Origin of the sequence: Planotetraspora phitsanulokensis, assembly GCF_016863295.1 — a bacterium.
Taxonomy (GTDB): Bacteria; Actinomycetota; Actinomycetes; order Streptosporangiales; family Streptosporangiaceae; genus Planotetraspora; species Planotetraspora phitsanulokensis.
This window is the reverse complement of record NZ_BOOP01000013.1, coordinates 1-22121: the sequence shown is the minus strand read 5'-3', so window position 1 is coordinate 22121 and position 22121 is coordinate 1. Positions and strand designations below refer to the sequence as shown.

The following is a 22121-nucleotide window of genomic DNA, read 5'->3' as shown; positions in this document are numbered from 1 at the left end:
GCCCCACGTCCGCATTCATGCCGCTCACCTTGTCGATCTTCCATGCCGCCGGTCAACCACCGCACCATCACTGTGTGGTGGTCATCTCTTGCTGGGGAGACTCAGCCATGCCGTATCGGCGAGCGCTTGAGCGATCTTCTCGATGCGCGCGTCGCTGAGTTCCGATGGGGCGGGGATGGTTTGCCGGATGACGTTTGCGACTTCGCTCTCTGCTTCAGCCCGCGCGGCTCCGGTTTCTGGGCGCGCTTGCGGGTTGCCGTCTCGATCCCGATTGAACTGGCGTGCTGAATCAGGGCTAAAAGGACTTCGCCGCTGCGGCCACGCGGACAGTCCGGCTCCATGGGCCCATTGTCGCGGCGGCTATGGGCATCGTGGAGCCGTGGGCCAGCCTGCGCTCGTCTCCGCGCGGAGGCCGAGGCGCTCGGGGTCTGAGGTCCCGGTGCGGCCGGTCACGCCACGGAGTGCGTGATGACACCGGTGTAGGTGCCCGTGGTCACCCCCGCGAACGGGATGGACATGGTCAGGGTCGGCCGCCAGTTGCAGTTGTTGACCCCGGCGATCGCGACATGGGAGAACGCTACGCGGGTGGCGCTCAGGCTCACCCGCTGGGCCGCGGTCGGCTGGCCTGGGACGAAGGTGCCGCCACCCTGGGTCGCGGTGGCCGGCCCCGACCAGTACGACATGTTCGCCCTGTCGATGGTCACGACAGGCGTTGTCGTGCGGGTGTAGTTGGTCGACGAGACGGAGGCAGTCCACCGGCCGGCGCCTGGCTCACGGGTGTCCGTTACGGTCATCGTCTGCATCTGCACCGTCATAGTGCCACCGGGCGGCGCGCTGCCAAGGGACATCGCCACGGGCGCGGTGATCGTCAATGCCCCAGCCCTGGGGAGCATGAACGTGGCGGCGCCGGGCGTCGCCTCCGCCGGTGGGCCGGGAAGGGTGACCAACAAGGTGACCAACAGGGCGGGGGTGGCAAGGAACGCTGTTCTTCTGTGCATCTGTGTCTTTCGCTCAAGCCATGGCGGGGTTTGCCTGGCGACGCCTGCGCCGGAGGAGGTAAACGCCCGTCGCGATCACAAGGATCAGCGCAAGCAGCAGGGAGATGAGGAGCAAACGATTCCCGCCGAACAGGACAGATTGGCCCACTCCGGCGTCAGGGAAGACGACCGTGGCCGACACCGTCCGCTTCACCAGGCCGCTCTGGATGACCAGGTCGGCCTTCCAGGGCCCGTTCGGCAGGCGTGGATCCAGCACCACGACCACCTGTCCGACGTCACCGGGCTTCAGCGCGACACCCAGCGTGGCAGGGTACGGCCCGGCACGCAGCCCGCCGGGCCCCTCCGAGAGGGATAGGGCTCCTGACAGTTCCAGTGCCCGGCCACCGGTGTTGCGGACCTCGGCGACCAGGCGTGGCTGACCGGTGGCGTCGCGCTCCGGTGTGAACTTCTCGATGCTCATGTCCGACGGCGGCTCTCCGCCAGGACCGACGTCGAGGTACATCCTGACGCCGACCCGGCTGGCGAGCCCCACGTTGTGTACCTTGTCCGGCATTGTGGCCGTCTGTGCCCACATCACCGCGAACCGCTCTCCGCGCGACGCATCCGGTGGCACATCGAGGGTGAACCACGCGATCCGCTTGTGGCCCGGCGCCAGGTCGATCTCCCTGGGTTCGATACTCGTCCAGGTCGACAACTCGTTCGGCGTACGCTCCGGCGCGAACGTGAATGTGCGGCCTTCGATGGAGGCCGCCGCGGCGTAGAGCGAGACATGCAGCGGCTCGGCGGTGGTGTTGGAGACCTCGAGCCGCCGTCTGATTGTGGTGCCGGGGTTGAGATGGTCGACGACGCCGGTGCGGGCACGGGGGTCCTTGCGACGGACGACGGGGGCGTCCACCAGTCGGACGCCGAGTCCCTTGCCGGGAGCGCCGGGGTCGAAGCGGCTCACCGCGCTGTGAGCTGTCACTGCGGAAGCGAGGGCGGCCGGGGCCGCCCCGCCGTACGGGCCCACAAGGAGCGCGGACAGCAGGACGGCCACGGCGCGGACCCGGCACCGATTAGGCGACGGAATGTGTCACCGTCCCGGTGTAAGTACCCAGTCCCACCGACAGCGGGACGGCGATCAACAGTGTCGGATCCCACGTCGCGTCGCTGTTCCCGGTGCCGCCGGTGTAGGTCATGGCGACGCGCTGCGCGCCCAAACTTCCCGGCGTGCCCGATGTCAGCGTGCCGTTGCCGACGAGCAGCGTGCCGGCACCGGGTGTGTATACAGCGGCGGAGGCCGCGATCGTGTCACTCGGCCCGACGAAGCTCGTGGACGAGACCCTGGCGATCCAGTCCGAGGTCGGCGTGCCGCCACGGGCGTCGGTCACTCTGACGGTCCCGAGGGGACCGCTGACCGAGTTACCTGCCGTGGTGCTGCCCAGGCTGACCGGCCCGGCCGGCGCGGTGATCGTCAAAGCGCCGGAGGTGACCGTGAAGGTCACCGTGGTGTCGGCGGCTTCTGCGCTCTGACCGGTGAGCGTGGCCAGAGCGAGGGTGCTTCCTGCTATCAGTGCGAGCTGCTTGAGTCGCATATTCATCCCCGTAACTGTGGACGAGTGGTTGTTCCGCTCGTCGCTGATCATGAGATCGATCCGACAACTTAAGACGGACGAGTTATCTGGGCCGCGGGGACGCACGTCTTGTTGACGAGCTTCATACGATCTTTTGCTCGAACCGATGTGGGAGCGAACACACCGCCGAGCCGCTTCGTCTCTTCGACCTGGCCATGCACACCCGGCGAGACCTACGCACTCTGGGATGCGTCGCCTTGCGCCGCCTTCTGCAGGGCTTTGCCGTGTTGACGCCTTCGGTGCCGCCGTTGTGGAACGGGAGGGTGAGTGTGTTGTTCACAGCGTCGCGATCCCGTTCCAGGCCGCGGATGTAGGCGTGGAGGTGGGGCAGGCCGTCCTCGCGGACTTGGGAGATCCACTCCTCAAGGTGGGGGACGTTGTCAGTGCGCGGGGGGTGCGATCACGTGGGACCTGAGCGTTGGCACCCGGCCCGTCCACGTCGGGACTGCCGCCGGGGCGAGGGAGCTGAGACTGCGGCGGGACCAGCGCCGCCGCGTCATCGTGAATCTCGCCTATGCGTCGGTGAGCCTCACGATGACGTTGCCGCGGTGTACGCCGGCGAGGAGCTCGTCCTGCGCGGTGATGACGCGCTGGAGGGTGCCTTCGAGGAGGGTGTGCGCGAACCTGATCCGGCCTTCGTCGTACCACTGGGCATAGTGGGTGTTCCAGGCCTGGACCTGGTCGGGGGTGTGCCTGGTGGTGAAGGGGCGGATCTGCACCTCGTGGACCAGCGCGGTCATGATGTCGAAGCGGGGGTGCCCGCCGTCGCCGCCGCTGACCTGCCCGGCGAGGGTGCCGCACAGCGCGAAGCGGGCGCCGAACGCCGTGTGCCGGAGTGCTGCTTCGAACTGGGAGCCGCCGATGGTGTCGAAGAAGGCGGTGATCCCGTCGGGGGCGAGCTCCGTGAGCCGGTCGTCGAGGTCGTCGTTGCGATAGTCGATGGCGGCATCGAGGCCGAGCTCTTCGACGAGGTAGCGGGTCTTCTCGGGCCCGCCGGCAATGCCGATGACGTACGCGGCGCCACGTGCCTTGGCGATCTGCGCGGCCATCGACCCGACGCCGCCGGCGGCTCCGCTGACGAGGACGACGTCACCGTCGCCGACGGCGGCGATGTCGACAATGCCGTGGTAGGCGGGCACGCCCTGGTTGAGCAGGTACTCGGGACCGGGGAAGACGCTGTCGGGCACGGGGAACGCCTCGCCCGGCCCCAGGATGCTCTCCTCGCGCCAGCCCGACATGTGCAGCACGACGGTTCCCACCGGCAGGCCGTCGGCGCGTGACTCGACGACCGTGCCGATCGCGGTGCCGTAGACCGGCTCGCCGACCCGGAAGGCGGGCACCGGAATTTGAGTGGTCTCGAACATCAGGTCGCCGCTCGCCGCGATCACCTGCTGGTACAGGTTCCGCACCCGGACCTGGCCGGCGGCCAGCTCCTGCGGAGGGAGCGTGACCACCTCGAGCAGTGAGCTGGGCGGCTGAGCCAGATCCCTGCGATGCTCACGCAGGACGACGGCGTATGGTCCCTGGACAGTCATGATGGAAGTCTCTCGGTCGGTCATGGCCGGGCCTGAGCCCATGGCAGAGCGGCAGGGCGAGTTCAGAGCTGGGTTTCGCCGCCGTCCACGGCCAGCTCGATACCGGTGGTGTACGTGGCGTCGAAGGCGAGGAATGCAGCCGCCTCGGCGAACTCCTCGACGGTGCCGTAACGCTCCATGGGGTTACTCGCGATCCGCTCCGCCCTGAACGGGTCGGCGGCCTCTTTGGACATCATCGTTTCCAGAATCCCCGAGTCGATGGGACCCGGGCTGATCGCATTGACACGAATTCCTCGCGGAAGCAGCTCGCCGGAGAAGGTGCGGGCCATCGAGCGCAGCGCCGCTTTGCCGGCCGCATAGACGCTGGTGTCCACCATGCCGATGACGTTCGCGATCGAGGTGGTGAGGACGACGCCGGCGTTCGTGCTCAGCAGCGGGGCGAGCTTCTGCACAGTGAAGAAGGCGCCCTTGACGTTGATCGCGAACAGTTCGTCGTACACCTCCTCGGTCGTCGACTCAAGGGGCGTGAGGGGTGCGATGCCGGCGTTGAGAACGGCCGGTAATCACCACGCGGGCTTCGCCTTGCACCAGCAGCTCCGCTACCGCGAGCCCCATGCCGCTGCTGCCACCCGTGATCACCACATTCTTGTCGCTGTACTTACCCATGCCGAGGTTGCTCCGTTCCATCTTCAAAAACGTGGTGATATGTCTGGATGTTGCCGTTAGTGATGTGAATCAGCTGCGGGTTTCGATCTTCATGTCGCCTGTGGTGACCATGCGGATGTGGTCGCTGGCGAGCAGGCCGTGCGGAATGCCGAGGTCGATGGCGCTGACCTCGCCGAGGCGGGCCAGTTGGGAAGGAGTGAGGTCGACCTGCAGGGCGCCCAGGTTGTCTTCCAGCTGCGCGATAGTGCGGGCGCCGATGATGGGTGCCGTCACGCCCGGGGCGTTCAGGGTCCAGGCCAGTGCGACCTGGGCGGGTGTGTGGCCCAGCTCCGAGGCCACCTCCTTCACCACATCAGCGATGGCAAGGGTACGTTCGGTGACCATTCCCAGGGCGGCGTTGAGGCTCTTGCGGCTGCTGGCGGTTTCGCCGGCAACGGGGCCCGTCGGGTTCAGGTCCTCCCGGCTGTACTTGCCGGTGAGTACCCCGCCGCCCAGCGGGGAGAAGGGGACTACGCCCAGTCCCATCTCGCGTGCCATGGGGATCAGATCACGCTCCCCGGTACGCTCGATCAGGCTGTACTCGATCTCCAGTGCGACCAGCGGCGACCAGCCGCGCAGGTCGGCGATCGTCTGCATGCGCGACACCTGCCAGGCCGGGGCGCTGGAGATCGCCACGTACAGGACCTTGCCCTGCCTCACCAGGTCGTCCAGGCCGCGCAGGATCTCCTCCACCGGCGTCCTGAAGTCCCATACGTTCAGATAGAGCAGATCGATGTAGTCCGTGTTCAGCTGCCGCAGACTGGATTCCACCGACGCCAGCATGCTCTTGCGGTGCGTACCCCCGGAATTGGGGTCACCGGGCTGGCGCAGCGTCGAGTACTTCGTCGCCAGCACCAGTCCGTCGCGGTTGGTGCGGGTGAACTCGCCCAGCAGCCGCTCGGAACTGCCGTTGGTGTAGGTGCTGGCGGTGTCGAAGAAGTTGCCGCCGAGCTCGATGTAACGGTCGAACAGCTTGCGCGCCTCCTCGCGCTCGGCCCCCCAGCCCCACTCGGTGCCGAAGGTCGCCGCGCCCAGCGCCAGCGGTGAGACCCGCAGCCCGGAGCGGCCCAGCAGCCGGTAGGTGTCGAGGGTCAGCGACATCGTGTTCTCCTGTGCTCGTGATCCAACGTCGGCCACCAGCCTGCGACCGCCAGCAGCCAGGGGTAAGGGAAGACGCTTCCTGGGAACACCACTCCTACCCAGCCTGTTGGACAGCGCATGACGACCCGCACTGTGGACGCCGCCCAGGAACTGGCTGCGTTCCTGCGCACCCGACGCGAACGCCTCGACCCGCGTGACGTCGGCCTGCCCGTGCGCCGGCAGGCCCGGCGCACCCCCGGACTGCGCCGCGAAGAGGTCGCCGAACTGGCCGGGATCAGCATCGACTACCTTGTGCGGCTGGAACAGGCCCGCCCGCTGCGGCCCTCAGCCGACGTGGTCGAAGCGCTGGCCCGCGCCCTGCGCCTGGCCCCCGACGAACGCACCTACCTCTACGACCTCACCCGGCAACGCCCCCGCACCACCGCCAAGCCCGCCAACACAGCGGCACCGCCGCTGGCCCGGCTGGTCACCGACCTGTCCCCGCTGCCGGCCATGGTGCTGAACCACCGCTACGACATCCTGGCCTGGAATCCCGAAATGGGGAGGCTGCTCATCGATTTCGACACCCTGCCGCCCCAGCAGCGCAACTCGATGTGGCTGTGTCTGATCCATCCGGAAACACGCGAGTACTACGTCGACCGCGAACGCGTCGTGCGGGAGGGAATCGCCTACCTGCGCGCCGCGTGGGCCGCATATCCGGAGGACCAGGTTCTGAACGAACTCATCTCCCGGTGCATCACTCACAACGAGCAGTTCGCACGCTTGTGGGCCCAGCGCGACGTCAAAATCAACGGCCGCGGACACAAGGTGATACGGCATCCCGACGCCGGAGAAATCGCAGTCCACTTCGAAGTACTCATGCCACTTCAAGACCCCGACCAGCGGCTGTTAATCTGCCGCGCCGCGGACGACGACAGCCGAGCAGCAATGGACCGGCTGCACACACGGTGATAATGCTGACACGCCTCCGGCGTGGGCCTGACGCCCGATTCGGAGGCGCTGGTTTCCCGGGACCGAGGAGCCCGGCGTACGCCCACTGCTGGACCGCCTTGGGTGCGTTTCAAAGTGCGTATTACGACGCCTGGCCCAGTTCGATTCGGCGGGCCGGGGGGCGGAGGCGGTATTCGCTCGGAGAAATGCCGTAAACGCGTTTGAAAGCGACACTGAAGGCGCTTTCGGTGCCGTAGCCCACGCTCGCCGCGATGACCGCGACCGTGTGGTCGGTCTCGCGCAGCGCGCGGGCCGCCGCGTGCATCCGTACGCGAAGGAGGTAGTCCACCGGGGGCAGACCGACGGTAGTCCGAAACTTGAGCGAGAACGTGGAGCGGGACAGGCCGGCGATCCCAGCCAGGTCGGCGACCGACCACGGCTGCGTGATGTCAGTGTGCAGGGCCCGCAGCGCGGCACCGAGCTGCGGGTGCAACGACGCCGCCAGCAATCCCCCGGACCCCTCGGCAGTCCCGGTGTGCTCGCGCAGCGCTTGCAGGAGCAGCATGTGGGCGAGCCGGTTCATCATCGCCGGTTGACCCAGCCACTCGCCCTGTGACTCGTGCGCCAGCAGGCAGAGAGTGGTGCGCAGAACCGGGGCCCGCTCGAGGGCGGCGGACACGTGGATGAGTGGCGGCAGCACATCGAACAGCAGCGGCGCGGGGTCCGGGTCGAAGATGAAACCGGCTCCGGTGATGGTGGTGTCCCAGCCCTCGCCGACCTGCGCCACCTTTCGCGGCGCGCCGTCCGGGGTCCGGTAGACCGGATACGCGGGAACGGGATCGGTGTCAAGGTCGCTTGCCAGCCGGTAGCGTCGCCGGCCGACCACCACGTAGCAGTCCCCCTGCTCGACGCGCAGGGGCTCGTCCCGGCCCTCTACGACGACCCAGCACCCGCCGGTGACGACCTTTTCGATCCGCAGGTCAAGTCGGCCGTCGAACGCGAGCGCCCACTGTCCGCCGGCCTGCAGCGGTGTGGTGCACAACCAACCCACTTTCAGTAGCGAAAGAACATGTTCAAGCGGCTCCACAGCTCCCCCGGACGCTGACGAAAGGACGACGGACGTTGACGGATGGACCCGCGCCGACGCCATTCATAGCCTAACGACCTGCAGCGACTGTCCGGTCGCGGCGGCAAATGACCTAGCAGGGGGAAGCGTGATGACTGATGTCGGGCAACGCGGTGCGCTGGTGCTCGTGCACGGCGGCTGGCATGGGTCGTGGTGCTGGGAGCACCTGATTCCGGAGTTGGACGGGGGCTGGACGGTCTCGACGGTCGACCTGCCGAGCGTGGACGGGGATCCCAACGTCAGCATGTACGACGACGCGCAGGCGATCCGTGACCACCTGGACGGCATCGACGGCCCGATCACCGTGCTCGCCCACTCGTACGCCGGCATACCTGTGAGCGAAATCGCCGGCACCGTCCCCAACGTCACGCGGCTCATCTACCTCGCGGCACACATGCTGGAGGTGGGCGAGTCGGCGGCCTCGGCGCTGCCGGGCGAGCCGTCGGACCCGCCCGAGCCGCCGGACCTCTGGCCGGTCTTCGGAAACGCACGGGAGGTCTTCTACTTTGATGTGCAGGCAGACTGGGCCGACGCGGCGGTGACCCGGCTGCGGCCGCAGAGCCGCCGGGTGCTCTACGACAAGCAGACGCGCGCAGCGTGGCAGATGATTCCCTCTGCCCTGGTTCTGTGTGACGAGGACCACGTCATCCCCGAGTTCTTCCAGAAGCGGGGGGAGACCTTCGCCAAGCTGGTCCGACGCTTGCCGGGCGGGCACTCTCCCTTCTTGTCCCGGCCGTATGAGCTCGCCAAACTCATTAACGAGATCGCGGAGGATCTCCCCGGCTGCACTGGCTGAGCGCATCCAGACAGGCCACAACAGTCGACGCTGCTCACTGGCGACGATGGTGCCCAGGCCGGCCCGTGGAAGTTCGCGGCAACCCTGCAGGGCGTCACGCGGGTACCGATCACACGTCGTAGTTCTGATCAGCTCTTGATCGTGACCTGGGGCGACTCCGGAACCACCGGGATGACCTGCCGTTGGTCGTCTCGGTGGTTTCAGCCTTTCGTAGCTGATCACGGTGTCGTGTGCCCTGGTTGTGCCCTCTGGTTTGCGAGCGGCCAGCTAAGGCCTGTTGCGAAAATCGTCATCGATAGTCTGGGATGTAACCCCTCCTCCTATCTCTGTTCGAGGCCTCAAGGCCTGTGACGAGGTGGTCCGTCCCGAGACGGACCGGATGGGGGGGAAACATGTCGACGTCATGCCTTTTCCGTCGTCCGGATCGACGGTGGTCTGTGGCGCTGACGGCCGGGGCGGGGGTGATCATGCTCGCTGCATGCGGGAGCCCCGGATCGGCGGGTCCGGCGTCAGCGGGGGGAGCGCTCGCCCGGGGCGATGCCGGGTATGCACATGCCGAAGGCCACCGCTCAGCCGGGGAAGGCGGTCGCCGCGAAAACGGTGGCGATCAAGAATTTCGCGTTCGCGCCCGCGGCCGTCAAGGTGCCGGTGGGGACCACTGTGACCTGGACGAACACCGACGAGGAGCCCCACACGGTCTCGGCGACGAGCGGGCCGTTCCGCTCCGGCACCCTGATGACCGGGGCAACGTACCGGTACACCTTCACTAAGCCCGGGAAGTACCGGTACCTGTGCACCATCCACCCGTTCATGCTCGGCACCGTGGTGGTGACCCAATGACCGCCACGGGCGACGGCGTACCCGAGCCGAGAGGGATGACGCGTCGCCAGCTGATGCGCCACAGCGCCTGGTTCGGTGCGGCGGTCGTCCTCGTGGTCTCGGACGGGGAGCTTCTCAGCCACATCGTGGGCTCGGCCGACCCGATTCCCGCGAACGCCGCACTACGGTTCGTACAGGTCAGCGACAGCCATATCGGTTTTCGCGGCCCCGCGAACACCGACGTGAGCGGGTCGTTCTCCGACGCGATCGAGCAGGTGAACGGTCTGGCCCACCGGCCGGACTTCGTGATGCACACCGGGGACCTGACGCACCTGGCCACTCCGGCGCAGTTCGACCAGGTGAAGCAGATGATGACCGGACTGAAGACGGGCCAGGTGTTCACCGTGCCCGGTGAGCACGACTCCATCGATGACGCCGGGCAGAAGTATCGCCGGGCGCTCGGGGCGGGATCGCGGGGCGATGGCTGGTACAGCTTCGACCTCCAGGGAGTGCACTTCATCGCGCTCGTCAACACGCTTAACATGCGCAAGCTCGGGCATCTCGGTGAGGATCAGATCGACTTCGTCCGGAAGGATGTGGCGGGGCTCTCCGCCGACACTCCGATCGTGGTGTTCAGCCACATCCCGCTGTTCGCGCTGTATCCGAACTGGGGCTGGCACGGACGACGCGACGCGGGTACTGGCGCTGCTTCGCCGGTTCTCATCGGTCACGTGCCTCAACGGGCACATCCACCAGCTGTTCACCAAGATCGAAGGGAACGTCACTTTCCACAGCGCGACGACCACCGCGTATCCGCTGCCGAGGCCCGGCCAAGGGCCCGCTCCGGTACCGGTGACGCTGCCGGCCGGGAAACTCCGGCACGCGCTCGGCATTCGGGAGGTCGGCTATGTGAAGGGACGGCACGCTCTTGCCGTACGTGACCAGAGCCTCGGGTGACGCTTCCGTGCCCTGGCCGTACGGACGCAGGGGAAGGGGGGTCAGGAACCTTCATGCGCGCCGCCCGCCCCGGCTCCGGCACGCCGAACGAGGAGTTCGTCGTCGATCTTTACCAGCGCCTTGCCCGGGAGCGCCGCGAGGAGGCCGAGCGGCGGCCCGTGGCGACCCGGCGGCAGACGGTCCTCGGCGGGGCGCTCGCCGCGACGGGTGTCGCGGTGGGGGTGGCGATCGACCGGACGCTGGCCGGCCCTGGCGCGCCGGTGGGAGGTGGCACGCTAATTCCCGACGCCGGTGTGTGGCATCCGGTCGTGGCAGCCGCCGAGCTGCCCGAGGGCGCGGTGCGTGCGTTCGACGCCGGCTCGGTCAACGGTTTCGTGTACCGCAGTGGCGGCCGGTTGCGGGCGATCTCGGGAACCTGCACCCATCAAGGGTGCCGGCTCGGCCTGGAGGCTGGGACGCGGCTTCGCTGCCCGTGTCACCGCGCCCTGTTCGCACTCGACGGCCGGGTTCTGCACCACCGTTTACCCGGGCCGCTGCCGGCGCTGCCGCGGATGGCGGTTCGCCAGTCCGACGGTGTCGTCCAGGTCTACATCTCGGCCTGACGCTCCTGCGGCTGACATCGACGAGCCCGCGGCCTCTCGGCATCGTCTGTCTCATGAAAAGCGGCCCCGGATTCCGGCCCTGTCGGTGAGCGCGGCCGGCTGCTACGGCTGGGCCAGCTGCCAGAGCGCCCCTGAGGACCACAGGAGCGCGATGAGGGTGAACAGGGTGCCGCCGGCAAGTGGCAACGCCCAGCCGGGTAGGTGCCGGCTGCGGACGATCAGTACCTTCGCGGCGAATGCGCCGTAGAAGAAGCAGCCGGAGAGGGCGTGCAGGGCGACCCGGGCGCTGTACGTCTGCACTCCGTAGGCGGTGATGCAGTGGTAGGCGATCGGGAGCGAGAGCACGAACAGCACGGCTCCGCCGATGCGGTGGGCGAGGTGTACCGGGCGGGGGGCGGCGCCGGCCCCGGGTAGCCGTTGGTAGATCCAGAGCGCCAATATGAGCTGGTAGACGGCCAGGCCCAGCAGGGCGGTGCCGACTTGCGCCTTCAGAAGGTTCGCGTCGTCGCCGCGGCGTCCGAACAAGCTGCTGGCGTAGTCCAGGGTGTGTATCCGGCCGAACGCGTACAAGGCCACCGTCACGGCCACGGCGAGCCCGGCGGCTGTCGCCAGCCGCAGCCAGGCCGGGCGGGGTGACATCCTCGGCGGGGCTCCCACGTCTGTCTGCTCCCTCCCGTGATCCGGCCGCCGGGGCCGCCGCAACAGCCCGCTCGACGTCGTGCGTATGGCGGCTGCCGTAGCCGACAGCACTCAGCCCTTTTCGATCTTGTTGCCCTTCGGGTCGAGCACGTACCACTTGCCACCGAAGGAGTCGACATCCTGCCCGGTGATGTCGCCGGGCTTGACGTCGGTGACGAAGTAGTACAGCGGGTGGCCGTTGTAGGTGACCTGGGTGGTGTGGTCGGTCCTCGTGGTGGTGCCGAGCAAGGCGGGTGATGCGCCGCTGCCGGCCTGCGGCTTGCCCGTGGTGGTCAGTGGCGGCCAGGCGGTTGCACACGCGTTGTAGCAGGTCGAGCTGGTGCCTTTGTCCGCCTCGAACAGGTACAGGGTGCGTCCTCGGCCGTCGACGAGGATCTTGCCGAGCCTCGAGTCTCGGACCGCGACGGTGGCGTTCGCGACGGTGGCGCCAGCGGGGCTGGCGCTGCCGGCCGGGGTCTTCCCGGTCGGCGAACTCGGGACGGCTGGGGCGAGCTTCGACTGGCCCAGCGCGTAGCGGGCGATGGCGGCGCCGAGTTCGGCGCCGGGCTTATGGTCGAGCCGGGTGTGTACGCCCCCCCAGATGCGGCTGAGCCCGGCTTCGGTCGCGGTGGCGCTCAAGCTGGTATAGGGCTTGGTGTAGGGCCGGGGGCTTCCGGCGGTGGCCGGTGAGGTGAGGGTGAAGGTGTTGCGGTCGCCGTAGAAGCCGGCGAGTACCGTGGCGGCGGCCGTGCTGATGTCGCTGTGCGTGCCTGGGTAGGACGGGTCCGGAGGGGTGGTGACAAGCGGGACCCATGTCGGGTCTCGTTTGACCCGCGGGTTGCCGGCGGCGAGGCGGATGGCGGTGATCGGTCGCCAGAACCGGTAGGTGTACTTGGCGTCGTAGATGCCGATGGTCGCATCGGCGAGGGTGAGGTTGAGCAGAGCGAACAGGTCCGCCGACTGGTCGATGTCACTGTGGCGCGCGAGGGCGACCTGCTGCGCGATGTCGTACCAGTAGTTCTGGGCAGGGCCGGCCCAGAGCTTGGCGAGCGTGGTCTGTTCCGCCGTCCGAGTGGTGTTGCGGGCGGCGCCGATGGCTTCGACCTCGTTGATGGCGCCCGCGTAAGCAGCGCTGGCCAGCGGCGGAGGCGCGGGGGGACGGAACTGGTGGCCGGTACGGAGGAGGAACGGGGTGACGTTGCCCCAGTGGGTGAACTCCGGCGCCTTGAAGGCGGGTGGGGTCGACCGGTAGTCGCCGGGTTTGCCGGTGGTGGCGTAGGGCGGAGGGGTGGCGTCGGCGCCGTCGTGCGCGCGCAGGGTGATGATGGCGTGGGCCGCTTGGGCGCCGACCTTGATGCCCTCCTGTTTGGCACGGCCGTCGGGAATGCCGGCGAGATCGTCGGACAACTGGCGGTCCAGGCCGGCCTTGTGCGCGGGGTACAGGGCGGTGAGGGTGTCGTGCGCGGCCGCCGCGGCCGCCGCGGGGCGTGACGCGTCCCGCGGCGCGGTGAGCTTGGAGCCGTAGAGAGGATGAGCGCGGCTGATCGCGTTGACCGCGTCATAGACGGCCGCGCTCATGATGGCGAAGTTACGGGTGGGGTGGATGGTGGTCGGCTCTGCCTGCGGACTGCGCACGATGTCGAGCAGCGTCCGGTTCCACTCGATCACCACGTTGCCCCGGGCCGGCTGTGCGACGACGTTCGCGGTCGGGAGGGGGGTGGCATGGGCGGCGGGTGCTGCGGAGTGCTGGGCGCCGAGTGTCAAGACGGCCACCGCGAGCGCGAGCAGAGGCCGCCGCCGGGTTCTTACCGGTTCTGGAAGCGCGAAGATCCTCACGATCCTCCTCCTGCCAGGTAGCGGAGGTTGAGGAAGGATGACAGGCCATTTCAGCGTCTCTACGTCAACCAGCGCCCACCGTGCCAGGGGCCGCGACCCGGTCGGGGTTCGGCCCGGCTCGTAGGGCTTGCGTCGTCAGGACTTTCCCGGCGCCCCGCTGGTTCGGCCGCGGAAGCCGCTCCAAATAATGGCGAAAGCATCGGAACGACAGGACGAAACTGAAAAGCTATAATCTCGTTGTTCTCTTCATGGAGAACAGTGCCCCTTCGTCAATATTGCTCGCTGGTTCGAATATCGAACGCAGAAGAATCGCTCTCTTGAGTGAAGACACTTCCCGATATGGTGGCCGGCGGCGAGAATGTTTTGTTCATCGGCGGCTACAGGGGCACCTACGGTTCTGGGTTAATCAAAACCACCATAACCGACAGCAAGCGCGCGTAAACATTGCCGAGGCAAAGCCCTATGCAAGCTGGGTCATCCACTCCGCGGCGCCGGTAATCCTAACCCCGACGCTGAGTGTCAAGAAAATGGCTCAGCAGGAAAATCCCTGGTGACGCTGCGTCATGTGCTGCGGATGATTCCGATCCGCGAAGACGCTGTTCCTCGGTTGGCGAACTTCTCGTGGGGCTATGGCCGTAACCACGGGGAATCGGTCGCGCTTCGGATCGAGGTCGCCGTCCACGGCTGGGGAGATCCGCAATGGCCACGGCGTCGATCCGTCTCCCGGCCGGACGTCCGCCACCTGGCACGACTTCTTGCGTGGTCAGGCGGACGCGTTGCCGGCATGCGACTTCTTCGAGGTCCGTACGCCGCCTCTTTGAGCCGTTCAGCCCCCAACACCAAGCGCCGGCGCTTGTCCATCCCGTCGCGATTGACCTCCTTCTGCGCGCGGGACAGTCGTGGCCGGTGCCGGTGGCGCTTGAACGGGATGGGGATCGTGCCGCCCGCGTCCTGGTATCCCTTGTCCGCGAAGGTTTTCACGTTGCCGCCGGTGAGTGCGTCGATCAGGCCGACGGTTCGGGCGGCGGTCAGGTCATGGTTCTCCCGGTCAGAGCGGGCGATGCGCAGACGAGCCGGCCGGCAGGGACGGCCACGACCTGGACGCTCATGCCGTGGCGTTTGTGCTTGCCGGAGTAATACGGCTTCTGGTCGGCGACGCGGTCGATCGGGGGCCTCCTCTCATCGCATCTCTGGCCCGCCCCCACCCATCGTGACCAGCACCATCACGAGGGAATGGCTCAATGACGAGAAGAAGAGTTGCTTTCGATCACGAGCGCGCGACATCACGGGCGCGGTCCGATTTGATGTCCGAGTTGATCAAGACCGCATGATCCACGATCATCTGTCGGGTGTCCACCACCCCCGCGTCGCCGCCGTCGTATGACGAGCTTGGGTTGGTCAGCCTCGGCGTGATCACGCAAAGCATCAGGCGAAGTCCCCGCGTCAAGCATCAGCCGCGGAAGGACAGCCACGCGCCCGGACTCCAGGTCGCCATCGCTTCCCTTTTCGGCTGCGACAAACCTCAAACGGCGTAGTCGGCAATTGGTGGTTGACGCACATCTATTACGGCGCGGAACTCGCGCACGATACATGGAGGAAAAATGCGCAAAATCGCACGAAAATTGGCAATTATGGGTGTCTCGGCAACAGCCGTGGTGGCGATGCTCGGCTCACCGGCCCATGCGGCAGCGAACCCCTTTACGGCGGCGCAAGCCTGCAACAACGACTTCGGCGGCAACTGGGCCAACACGACCGACGGGCACCGGACAATCACCGACGGGAGCGGCGCCAAGCTGGGTGATGTCTACCTGATGTACAACGGTGCAACCGGCGACAACTGTGTTGCCACCCTCAAGTCGATATACGTCGGCGATCCGACGTCAGTTGTCGCGGGCCTGTGGGTGCAAGGCAGCAAAGACTGGGTGAGCCAGGTCGGACAATACAAGTACTACGCCGCGGTGCACGCCGACGCGACCAATAAGTGCGTCCAGTACGCCGGCACAATCCAAGTAGGTGGCTTTGGAGGGGCAGGCGGAACCCTTTACAAGAACGGCCGGTGGTCGTGGGGCAACTGCGGCTGAATCCGGCCCAGGCGGATTGGTACTGCCACGGCACAGTCGATCGCGACGTGTTCATGCTGATGAGATGCCAGTAGCCTGATGAGACGTGGTCTTAAGGACGTTGTGGTGGAACACGGCTGCAGTGCTGGTGACGTCGCGGAGACGGCGCAGCCGCAACGTCCGACGATCACGACGGAGCCGATGACAGTGAGGGCGCGGCTGCAGTGCCGCGCCCCCACTCAATCCACACCTGCGGAATCCGATCTCGTCTTCCGGACCAGGAACGGAACCGCGCTCACCGCGCTACAACGTACGGCGCGACTTCCGGAAGATCCCCCGACACCGCCGGCCTTCCCGGCAAAGACTGGTCCCCCCACGAAATGCGGCACAGCTTCGTCTCGCCGCTGTCAGACTCCGGCGTCCCGATCGAGGACATCTCCCGCCTCGTCCGCCACCGGTCACCGAGACCGACTGACACCCCCCTCAAACACCCACTGAGGGCGGGGGTCATCCGGTCCCTAGCTAGTGGACCGGGACCCCAGGGCCGCCAGACCCGATCGCAGGTTCCGTCTTCCGGGGCCACGCCCGGTCTAGTCGGGGATCGGGCCGAGCCCGAGAACGGCGCGCAGAGCGTTCTCCAGGTCAGCGGCGCGATCGAAATCGCCGACATGGCCGGTGAGGAAGGCGAAAGTGTAGCCGTCGGCGGCGCCGGCATAGTTGCCGCCCAGGCCGCCCATACCGTAGTCGTCACCGTAGATGCCGAAGCCCAGCCCCCAGGTCGCCTGTGCCCCGAAGACCGCGTCCATCCCCGAGCATTGGGCGGTGGTGGCCTCGGCGAGCAGGTCGGCTGACAGCAGCCGCGGCAATGCGGCGTAGAACCCGGCGGCTGCCCGGGCGGTGCCGTGGCCGTTGACAGCGGGGATCTCGGCGACCCGCCAGGCGGCGGAGTTGACCACAGCCGGGTCCTGGGCACCGGGCGGATTGCCGATCGCCCGCTGGTAGAGGTCGGGTTTGCCGTCCAGCGCGGCAGCACGGTAGGCCGAGGTCAAGCCCGTCAGCTCGATCGCCCGTGCCTGTTCAGCTGAGCCGAGGCCGATGTGAAAGTCCAGCTCGTGCGGGGCGCAGACCTCCTCGGCGAGAAAGCGGCCGAGCGTCCGCCCGTCGGTGCGCCGGACCAGTTCGCCGACCAGATGCCCGTAAAACAACGCCGACTCGCCGTGCGCGGTGCCCGGTTCCCACGACGGCTCCTGCGCGGCTAGAAGCGCGCACATCCGGTCCCAGTCGTAGAAGGTATCGGTGGGTACCAACTGGTCCAGTGCCACCACGCCCGCCTGGTGCGACAGGACATGTCGTACGGTCGCCGGCACAGTGAACTCGGGCCAGTAGCGCCGCATCGGGGCGTCCAACTCCAGCACGCCCCGATCCACGAGGAGCAACACACAGACCGCTGCGAACGGTTTGGTTACGGAGTACGGCATGACGATGCTGTCGCGTGACCAGCCGGGCCCGCCCCACAGGTCGACGATCCATCGGCCGTCCAACTGGGCGGCAACCGCCGCCCCCGCTCCTCCAGCCTGCCGCTTCAGGACATCGGCGAAAACGTCTCTTACCTGCTCGAAACCCGGTTCCACCGTTCCGTTGACCATGGTCACTCACCCTAGGGTCAATGGGCACCGATGATGGTCCCTGAGCAATGATCAGAACCTGTGGATGGTCCTCGGCGGGGTGACATGAAGGTCACCCGCCGGCCGTTGGCGTGCTGCTCACCCATCGCCCTCCCTGCCCGCCGCCGTCGCGCGTGCCGTCTCCGGGATACGCGTTTCCGCAGCCGCTGACAAGGGCCACGATCGTCATCTGACAAGACCCGCCTTATTCCTCCAGCTTGACGCATGCCGATATCGGCATATGATGGCGCCCATGGCACGAGCAGCGACGACATCGGACGTCTTCAACGCGATCGCCGAGCCGCAGCGCCGGGAGATCCTGCTGCTGCTGCGGGCGGGTGAGCGGCCGGTGACCGAGTTGGCCCAGGAGCTGGGGATGACCCAGCCGGGGGCGTCCAAACACCTGCGGGTGCTCCGGGAGGTCGGGCTGGTGCGGGACCGCAAGGCAGGCAAGCAGCGCCTTTACGGCCTTGACGCCCGCGGGCTGCGACCGGTCCACGAGTGGACCGGCGGGTTCGAGCGGTTCTGGAACGAGAGCTTCGACCGGCTGGACGCGTACGTGCAGGACATCAAGCAGGCAAGACAGGAAGGAAGGAACTGATGAGCGAGACGGGACAAGGAGCGCCGGCGCAGTCAGCGACGGCCGACCGCGAGATTGTGATCTCCCGGGTCATCGACGCCTCACGGGAGCTGGTGTTCGAGGCGTTCACCGAGGTGCGGCACCTGTCGCGGTGGTGGGGGCCGGAGGGGTTCACCACCACCACGCGGTCCTTCGAGTTCCGCGTCGGCGGGGAGTGGGACTTCGTGATGCACGGGCCGGACAGGACGGACTACCAGGAGTGGATCACCTGGACCGAGATCGTCCCGCCGTCGCAGATCGCGCTGCTGCACGGCGAATACCGCGGCGACCCGAACGCCTTCGAGTCGGTCCTCGCGTTCGCGCCCGACGGGGCGGCGACCCGGATCGAGATGCGCACGGTGTTCCCCACCAAGGAGCTGCGCGACGAAGCGGTCGAGAAATACCACGCGATCGAGGGCGGCCAGCAGACCCTGAGCAACCTGGCTGCCTACGTCACCGAAATCGTTCGGAAGGGAGCTGAGGGCTGATGGCCGGGAAGGTGTTCTTCAGCGTGTCGATGTCGCTGGACGGTTTCATCGCACCCGAGTCCCTTGGGGATTTGATGGGGCGGCAGTGGATGGAACTGCAGCGGTGGATCTTCCCACAGCGGTTCTTCCGGGAGAACCTGAAGCTCGGCGAGGGCGGCGAGGAAGGGCGCGACAACGACATCGTGCGGGAGACGTTCGAGCGCACCGGCGCGAGCGTGATGGGCAAGCGCATGTTCGACGCCGGCGAGCAGATGTGGCCGGAGGAGGCGCCGTTCCACACGCCGGTGTTCGTCGTGACGCACGAGAAGCGTGACCCCTGGGAGCGGCCGGGTGGGACCACCTTCCACTTCGTCAACGACGGCATCGAGACCGCGCTCGACCAGGCCCGCGAGGCCGCCGGCGACCGAGACGTCCGCATCGCGGGCGGCGGCGCAACGATCCTGGAGTACGTGAACGCCGGCCTGATCGACGAGTTCTCGATCGCGCTCTCACCCGTGCTGTTCGGCTCCGGAATCCGCCTGTTCGAGGGCGTGGACGCGAGCCGCGTGGCCCTGGAGCCGGTCCGCGCGGAGCCGACGCAGCGGGTGACCCACCTGACCTACGCAGTCCGGGAGCGGTAACTGTCTCGACCTCAGCGCTCCCCCGCCGAGGTCAGCAGCGTGGTGAGATCCTCGACGCTCTGAGCGTCGGAAAGGGCGAGCGTTCGGGCCGGCGATCCCGGCCGGCGTCCGCTGCTCGTAGGTCAGATCTTCTTCAGGCGCCGCAGGTGAGCCGTCTTGTCCGCGAACTCCTGCCGGATCCTTGCCATCGGCCAGGTGCTTGAGCCACTCCAGATCGCCAGAAATGCCAGCTCGCCCAACTGTGCGAGGGTGTAATTGAGATCATGGGTGGCACGATTGCGTTCCTGCCACTCGACCTGCCATCCGCCCAGCCGGTTGGCCATGGCGGACCGCGTCCTATCCGACCAATCCTCACGGCGCCCGTACGCTCCGACGATATGTGCCCGGCAGGTGTCGGCAAGCTCGGCGTCGCTGTGCTCGGCGAGCCACGCCGTAAGCGCCAGGACGCCCTCCACTGGTCCATACTGCGTGTAGTCGCCCTGGAATGGAAACACCAGCAGAGCCCGCCCGACCGCTTGCGCCTCATCATCGCGGTCGTAGACGTGCAACCAGGAAGCCAACTCGTCGAGCCGCTGCAACGACTCCCGGCGGGTCAGAGAGAGTTTCTTCAGCGTAGAAACTTTGGTCCGCTTCAGGAACGGGACAATCTCGTGGTCTGGCGCAAGCGCCAAGCTCAGCTGACGACGCATGTCCTCGGACAGAGCAAGCAGCTCAGCACGGGTGACGGAGGTTTGCATGGCGGCAGTTTAGGCGCGTGGTACGACGTCGGGTCGCGCGCGAACTCGGTCGAGCCTTGCGCCGCCCCTCCCACCACCTCAACGCCTCCAGCACACCCGCGAGATCGCGCTTGGCGACGCAGAGGAAGGGCCTGGGGTCATCCGCCGGTCAGACATTGGGTCGACAGAGAACCAGTGACCTCTTGCTCCGCAAGCATTGGTCGTGACCCTGGGACCTGGCGTTTGTCCTGGTGAAGCCGCATGTGCAGTGCAGGGCCCGCAGGGTCGTGCCCTCAGCCGCATCCACACCCCCGGTCTTCGGCTGTCATCGTTGCTTTGCTCGGTCTTTGTCGGACTGTCCTGGCATCATGCACGCATGCTTCCCCACAACGGCGAAGAGACTGTTGATGCCGACGATCGGCTCGCCGCCCTCCGTGCCCAGACCGACGGAATCATCGGTGTGGGTGGCGCGGCGCTCGAGCAGGGCGTCACGCTGCACCGTTACGCGATCCGCAATGAGCTCGAGGCCGGCCAATGCTGAGGCAGGTCGCACAGGGTGTGTGGGTCCATGAGAGCGAGTTCTGTCAGAGCAACGCCGTTGTCGTGCTGGGCCGGGATGGCGTGTTGCTCATCGACGCCGGGATCCACGGCGATGAGATGACGTGCCTCGCGAACGACCTGTCCGATGTGGGTCAGGCCGTGGTGGCTGGCTTCTCGACTCATCCGCATTGGGATCACCTGCTCTGGCACGCGAGCCTCGGCGGAGCGCCGCGTTACGGCACCGCGCTTTGCGCGACTACTGCCCGAGACCGGCTGGCGGGCGGGATCGATCCGGTCCGGCTCGGCATCCCCGAGGACGTGCCGCTGGAACTGCTCGGGAACATTACCGGCCTGCCCGAGGCAACTGCACGAATTCCGTGGGATGGCCCGGTGGTGCGGATCCTCGAGCATCAGGCCCATGCACCCGGCCATGCGGCGCTGCTGATTGAGGAACACCGGGTTCTCGTCGCCGGCGACATGCTGTCCGATGTGTTGATTCCGATGCTCGACGTGAACGGCACCGTTGACCCGGTCGAGGACTATCTCGCCGCGCTGCGGTTGCTCGAGAGCGTGGCGGGCGGCGTTGACATTGTCGTCCCCGGCCACGGGTCCGTCGGCGGATCCGACCAGGTACAGGCACGGATCGACCAGGATCGGGCGTACGTACTCGCGTTGCGGAACGGCCAAGTCCCCGCCGACCCACGGGTCGGCCCATCGGCCAAGCCTGGCTGGGAGTGGGTGAGCGACGTGCACGAAGGGCAACTCCAACGCCTCGCCCAATGAAGCGAGCGCGACGGGACGCCCCGCTAGCGATCGGTGCGCGACACGACGCCAAGATGGAGGACTTCGCATCAGTCGCGCAGGTCGCGATCGCAAGCGTGATTGGGGCGCGCTCCAGCCACTGCTGCATCCGTATTTGCGGAGACTCCGCGTACCGGGCGGCCCATAATCGGCCACGCCACTTCCCGTCCATCCCGTCCGCCGTCGACCCACCGCGGAGCGGCAGCGGGCTGGCGACAGAGATGACTGCTGTCTAGCGGGGTCCAGGCTCGTCCATGGCGATTGTCGCTCGGATAGTCACTCAGTCGGCTCCTCGTCCACCGGCTCAGTGATGGCGGTCGGCTTCCGGCATTTTGCGGCCTGCCGCCGCCCATCCTGACGTGCATGATCCTCAGCTATCTCGTGAAAGGTCCATCGGAGGATCCGCACGCTCGACCATGTGGGTCATCGGGTATCCGTCCAAGACTCCAAAAACGACCTTGTAGGAACCGTCTTGGCTGTCCCTGGCCTGGATCCTGTGTGGGCGGGTCGGTCTCCCGGTAGCGCGGGAGGCGCAAGACGAAGCGGGCGCCGCAGTCGCTGTCTTCGATCCGCAGCGTGCCTCCGCACGCCTCGGCGATCTGGCGGGCGATCGGCAGGCCGAGCCCAGTGCCCCCGGCGTCTTTGTTGCGGGCGGCGTCCAGGCGGGCGAACCGCTGGAACACCAGCTCGCGCTTGTCCGGCTCGATGCCCGGCCCGTCATCGATCACCTCCAGCACCGCGACGCCGTACGGGAAGCCCCGGGCGCTGGACTCGGCGTGCTGCACGCTGACCGTGATCGTGCTTTCGGCGTGCCGGTCGGCGTTGTCGATGAGGTTGGTGAGCAGGCGGCCCAGGCGCAGCCGGTCCCCCAGTACGACCACGTCGGGTTCGAGGCGGCCGACGATCGTCTTGCTCCC

Annotated in this window: 23 protein-coding genes and 3 pseudogenes; 11 read left to right on the top strand and 15 right to left on the bottom strand. The window is 67.3% G+C overall.

All coding sequences use genetic code 11. The features are described 5' to 3' along the window. Positions 1-449: 449 nt before the first annotated feature. From Pph01_RS15780 to Pph01_RS15750, 7 genes and pseudogenes are all read right to left on the bottom strand, one after another. Positions 450-704, bottom strand: a complete 255-nt coding sequence (locus Pph01_RS15780) for a hypothetical protein (protein ID WP_204073840.1) — start codon at positions 702-704, stop codon at positions 450-452. 307 nt (positions 705-1011) lie between these two features. Beyond that, positions 1012-2034 carry a hypothetical protein gene (locus Pph01_RS15775; RefSeq protein WP_239116731.1) on the bottom strand — a complete coding sequence of 341 codons (1023 nt, stop codon included), beginning with the start codon at positions 2032-2034 and terminating at the stop codon, positions 1012-1014. Positions 2035-2053: 19 nt separating this feature from the next. Further along, positions 2054-2578 (bottom strand): hypothetical protein, encoded by a 525-nt coding sequence (locus tag Pph01_RS15770; protein WP_204073839.1) that lies wholly within the window; start codon positions 2576-2578, stop codon positions 2054-2056. Positions 2579-2834: 256 nt separating this feature from the next. Next, positions 2835-3002 (bottom strand): annotated as a pseudogene (locus Pph01_RS42780) (transposase); the annotation flags it as partial. Between the two features lie 121 nt (positions 3003-3123). Next, entirely contained in the window at positions 3124-4146 is a 1023-nt protein-coding gene (locus tag Pph01_RS15760; RefSeq protein WP_204073838.1) for an MDR family NADP-dependent oxidoreductase, read from the bottom strand. A gap of 62 nt (positions 4147-4208) precedes the next feature. Next, a pseudogene (locus Pph01_RS15755) lies at positions 4209-4761 on the bottom strand (SDR family oxidoreductase). Positions 4762-4881: 120 nt separating this feature from the next. Next, positions 4882-5952 (bottom strand): aldo/keto reductase, encoded by a 1071-nt coding sequence (locus Pph01_RS15750; protein WP_204073837.1) that lies wholly within the window; start codon positions 5950-5952, stop codon positions 4882-4884. Positions 5953-6084: 132 nt separating this feature from the next. Between Pph01_RS15750 and Pph01_RS15745 the strand changes: the two genes are divergently transcribed. Beyond that, a complete protein-coding gene (locus tag Pph01_RS15745) occupies positions 6085-6903 on the top strand; it encodes a helix-turn-helix transcriptional regulator (protein ID WP_239116730.1) in 819 nt (272 codons plus the stop codon). Between the two features lie 121 nt (positions 6904-7024). On the opposite strand, the gene Pph01_RS15740 is transcribed toward Pph01_RS15745, so the two are convergent. Beyond that, positions 7025-7969: an AraC family transcriptional regulator gene (locus Pph01_RS15740; RefSeq protein ID WP_204073835.1), complete on the bottom strand. Its 945-nt coding sequence runs from the start codon at positions 7967-7969 to the stop codon at positions 7025-7027. A gap of 130 nt (positions 7970-8099) precedes the next feature. On the opposite strand from Pph01_RS15740, the gene Pph01_RS15735 reads away from it, so the two are divergent. The 4 genes from Pph01_RS15735 (at position 8100) to Pph01_RS15720 (ending at position 11182) form a co-directional block, all read left to right on the top strand. Further along, complete coding sequence (locus tag Pph01_RS15735; RefSeq protein WP_204073834.1) at positions 8100-8804, top strand: alpha/beta hydrolase; 705 nt, start codon at positions 8100-8102, stop codon at positions 8802-8804. A 552-nt stretch (positions 8805-9356) separates the two neighbouring features. After that, the gene (locus Pph01_RS15730) at positions 9357-9644 is read left to right on the top strand and encodes a cupredoxin domain-containing protein (protein ID WP_204073833.1); all 288 of its coding nucleotides are present in this window, start codon (positions 9357-9359) and stop codon (positions 9642-9644) included. Then, positions 9641-10564, top strand: coding sequence for a metallophosphoesterase family protein (locus Pph01_RS15725; RefSeq protein WP_204073832.1), 924 nt, complete (start codon positions 9641-9643; stop codon positions 10562-10564). Before Pph01_RS15730 ends, Pph01_RS15725 begins: the two co-directional genes overlap by 4 nt. A 69-nt stretch (positions 10565-10633) precedes the next feature. Further along, a complete protein-coding gene (locus tag Pph01_RS15720) occupies positions 10634-11182 on the top strand; it encodes a Rieske (2Fe-2S) protein (protein ID WP_204073831.1) in 549 nt (182 codons plus the stop codon). 102 nt (positions 11183-11284) lie between these two features. Here the strand turns inward: Pph01_RS15720 and Pph01_RS15715 are convergent, their stop codons facing one another. From Pph01_RS15715 to Pph01_RS15700, 4 genes and pseudogenes are all read right to left on the bottom strand, one after another. Then, entirely contained in the window at positions 11285-11821 is a 537-nt protein-coding gene (locus Pph01_RS15715; protein WP_204073830.1) for a DUF6529 family protein, read from the bottom strand. A 111-nt stretch (positions 11822-11932) separates the two neighbouring features. Further along, on the bottom strand, positions 11933-13696 hold the full coding sequence (locus tag Pph01_RS15710) for a phosphatase PAP2 family protein (protein ID WP_204073829.1): 1764 nt from the start codon (positions 13694-13696) through the stop codon (positions 11933-11935). 867 nt (positions 13697-14563) lie between these two features. Next, positions 14564-14865: pseudogene (locus Pph01_RS15705) on the bottom strand (transposase family protein); the annotation flags it as partial. A 98-nt stretch (positions 14866-14963) separates the two neighbouring features. Next, a complete protein-coding gene (locus Pph01_RS15700; RefSeq protein WP_204073828.1) occupies positions 14964-15122 on the bottom strand; it encodes a hypothetical protein in 159 nt (52 codons plus the stop codon). Between the two features lie 175 nt (positions 15123-15297). Between Pph01_RS15700 and Pph01_RS15695 the strand changes: the two genes are divergently transcribed. Then, positions 15298-15777, top strand: a complete 480-nt coding sequence (locus Pph01_RS15695) for a hypothetical protein (RefSeq protein ID WP_204073827.1) — start codon at positions 15298-15300, stop codon at positions 15775-15777. Positions 15778-16346: 569 nt separating this feature from the next. On the opposite strand, the gene Pph01_RS15690 is transcribed toward Pph01_RS15695, so the two are convergent. After that, on the bottom strand, positions 16347-17402 hold the full coding sequence (locus Pph01_RS15690) for a serine hydrolase domain-containing protein (RefSeq protein ID WP_239116767.1): 1056 nt from the start codon (positions 17400-17402) through the stop codon (positions 16347-16349). 271 nt (positions 17403-17673) lie between these two features. Between Pph01_RS15690 and Pph01_RS15685 the strand changes: the two genes are divergently transcribed. Genes Pph01_RS15685 through Pph01_RS15675 form a run of 3 tightly spaced genes read left to right on the top strand, consistent with a single transcriptional unit; the run spans position 17674 to position 19147 of the window. Next, positions 17674-18021, top strand: coding sequence for an ArsR/SmtB family transcription factor (locus Pph01_RS15685; RefSeq protein WP_204073825.1), 348 nt, complete (start codon positions 17674-17676; stop codon positions 18019-18021). Then, the gene (locus tag Pph01_RS15680) at positions 18021-18527 is read left to right on the top strand and encodes an SRPBCC family protein (protein ID WP_204073824.1); all 507 of its coding nucleotides are present in this window, start codon (positions 18021-18023) and stop codon (positions 18525-18527) included. The genes Pph01_RS15685 and Pph01_RS15680 overlap by 1 nt, the downstream gene beginning before the upstream one ends. Continuing rightward, positions 18527-19147 (top strand): dihydrofolate reductase family protein, encoded by a 621-nt coding sequence (locus Pph01_RS15675; RefSeq protein WP_204073823.1) that lies wholly within the window; start codon positions 18527-18529, stop codon positions 19145-19147. The genes Pph01_RS15680 and Pph01_RS15675 overlap by 1 nt, the downstream gene beginning before the upstream one ends. 122 nt (positions 19148-19269) lie before the next feature. Here Pph01_RS15675 and Pph01_RS15670 read toward each other — a convergent pair whose 3' ends face one another. Continuing rightward, the gene (locus Pph01_RS15670) at positions 19270-19884 is read right to left on the bottom strand and encodes a DUF6707 family protein (RefSeq protein WP_204073822.1); all 615 of its coding nucleotides are present in this window, start codon (positions 19882-19884) and stop codon (positions 19270-19272) included. A 355-nt stretch (positions 19885-20239) separates the two neighbouring features. On the opposite strand from Pph01_RS15670, the gene Pph01_RS15665 reads away from it, so the two are divergent. Then, complete coding sequence (locus Pph01_RS15665; protein ID WP_204073821.1) at positions 20240-20404, top strand: hypothetical protein; 165 nt, start codon at positions 20240-20242, stop codon at positions 20402-20404. After that, on the top strand, positions 20398-21186 hold the full coding sequence (locus tag Pph01_RS15660) for an MBL fold metallo-hydrolase (protein WP_204073820.1): 789 nt from the start codon (positions 20398-20400) through the stop codon (positions 21184-21186). The genes Pph01_RS15665 and Pph01_RS15660 overlap by 7 nt, the downstream gene beginning before the upstream one ends. 392 nt (positions 21187-21578) lie before the next feature. On the opposite strand, the gene Pph01_RS15655 is transcribed toward Pph01_RS15660, so the two are convergent. Then, positions 21579-22121 (bottom strand): sensor histidine kinase (locus Pph01_RS15655; protein WP_204073819.1); only part of this gene is annotated, 543 nt, incomplete at its 5' end.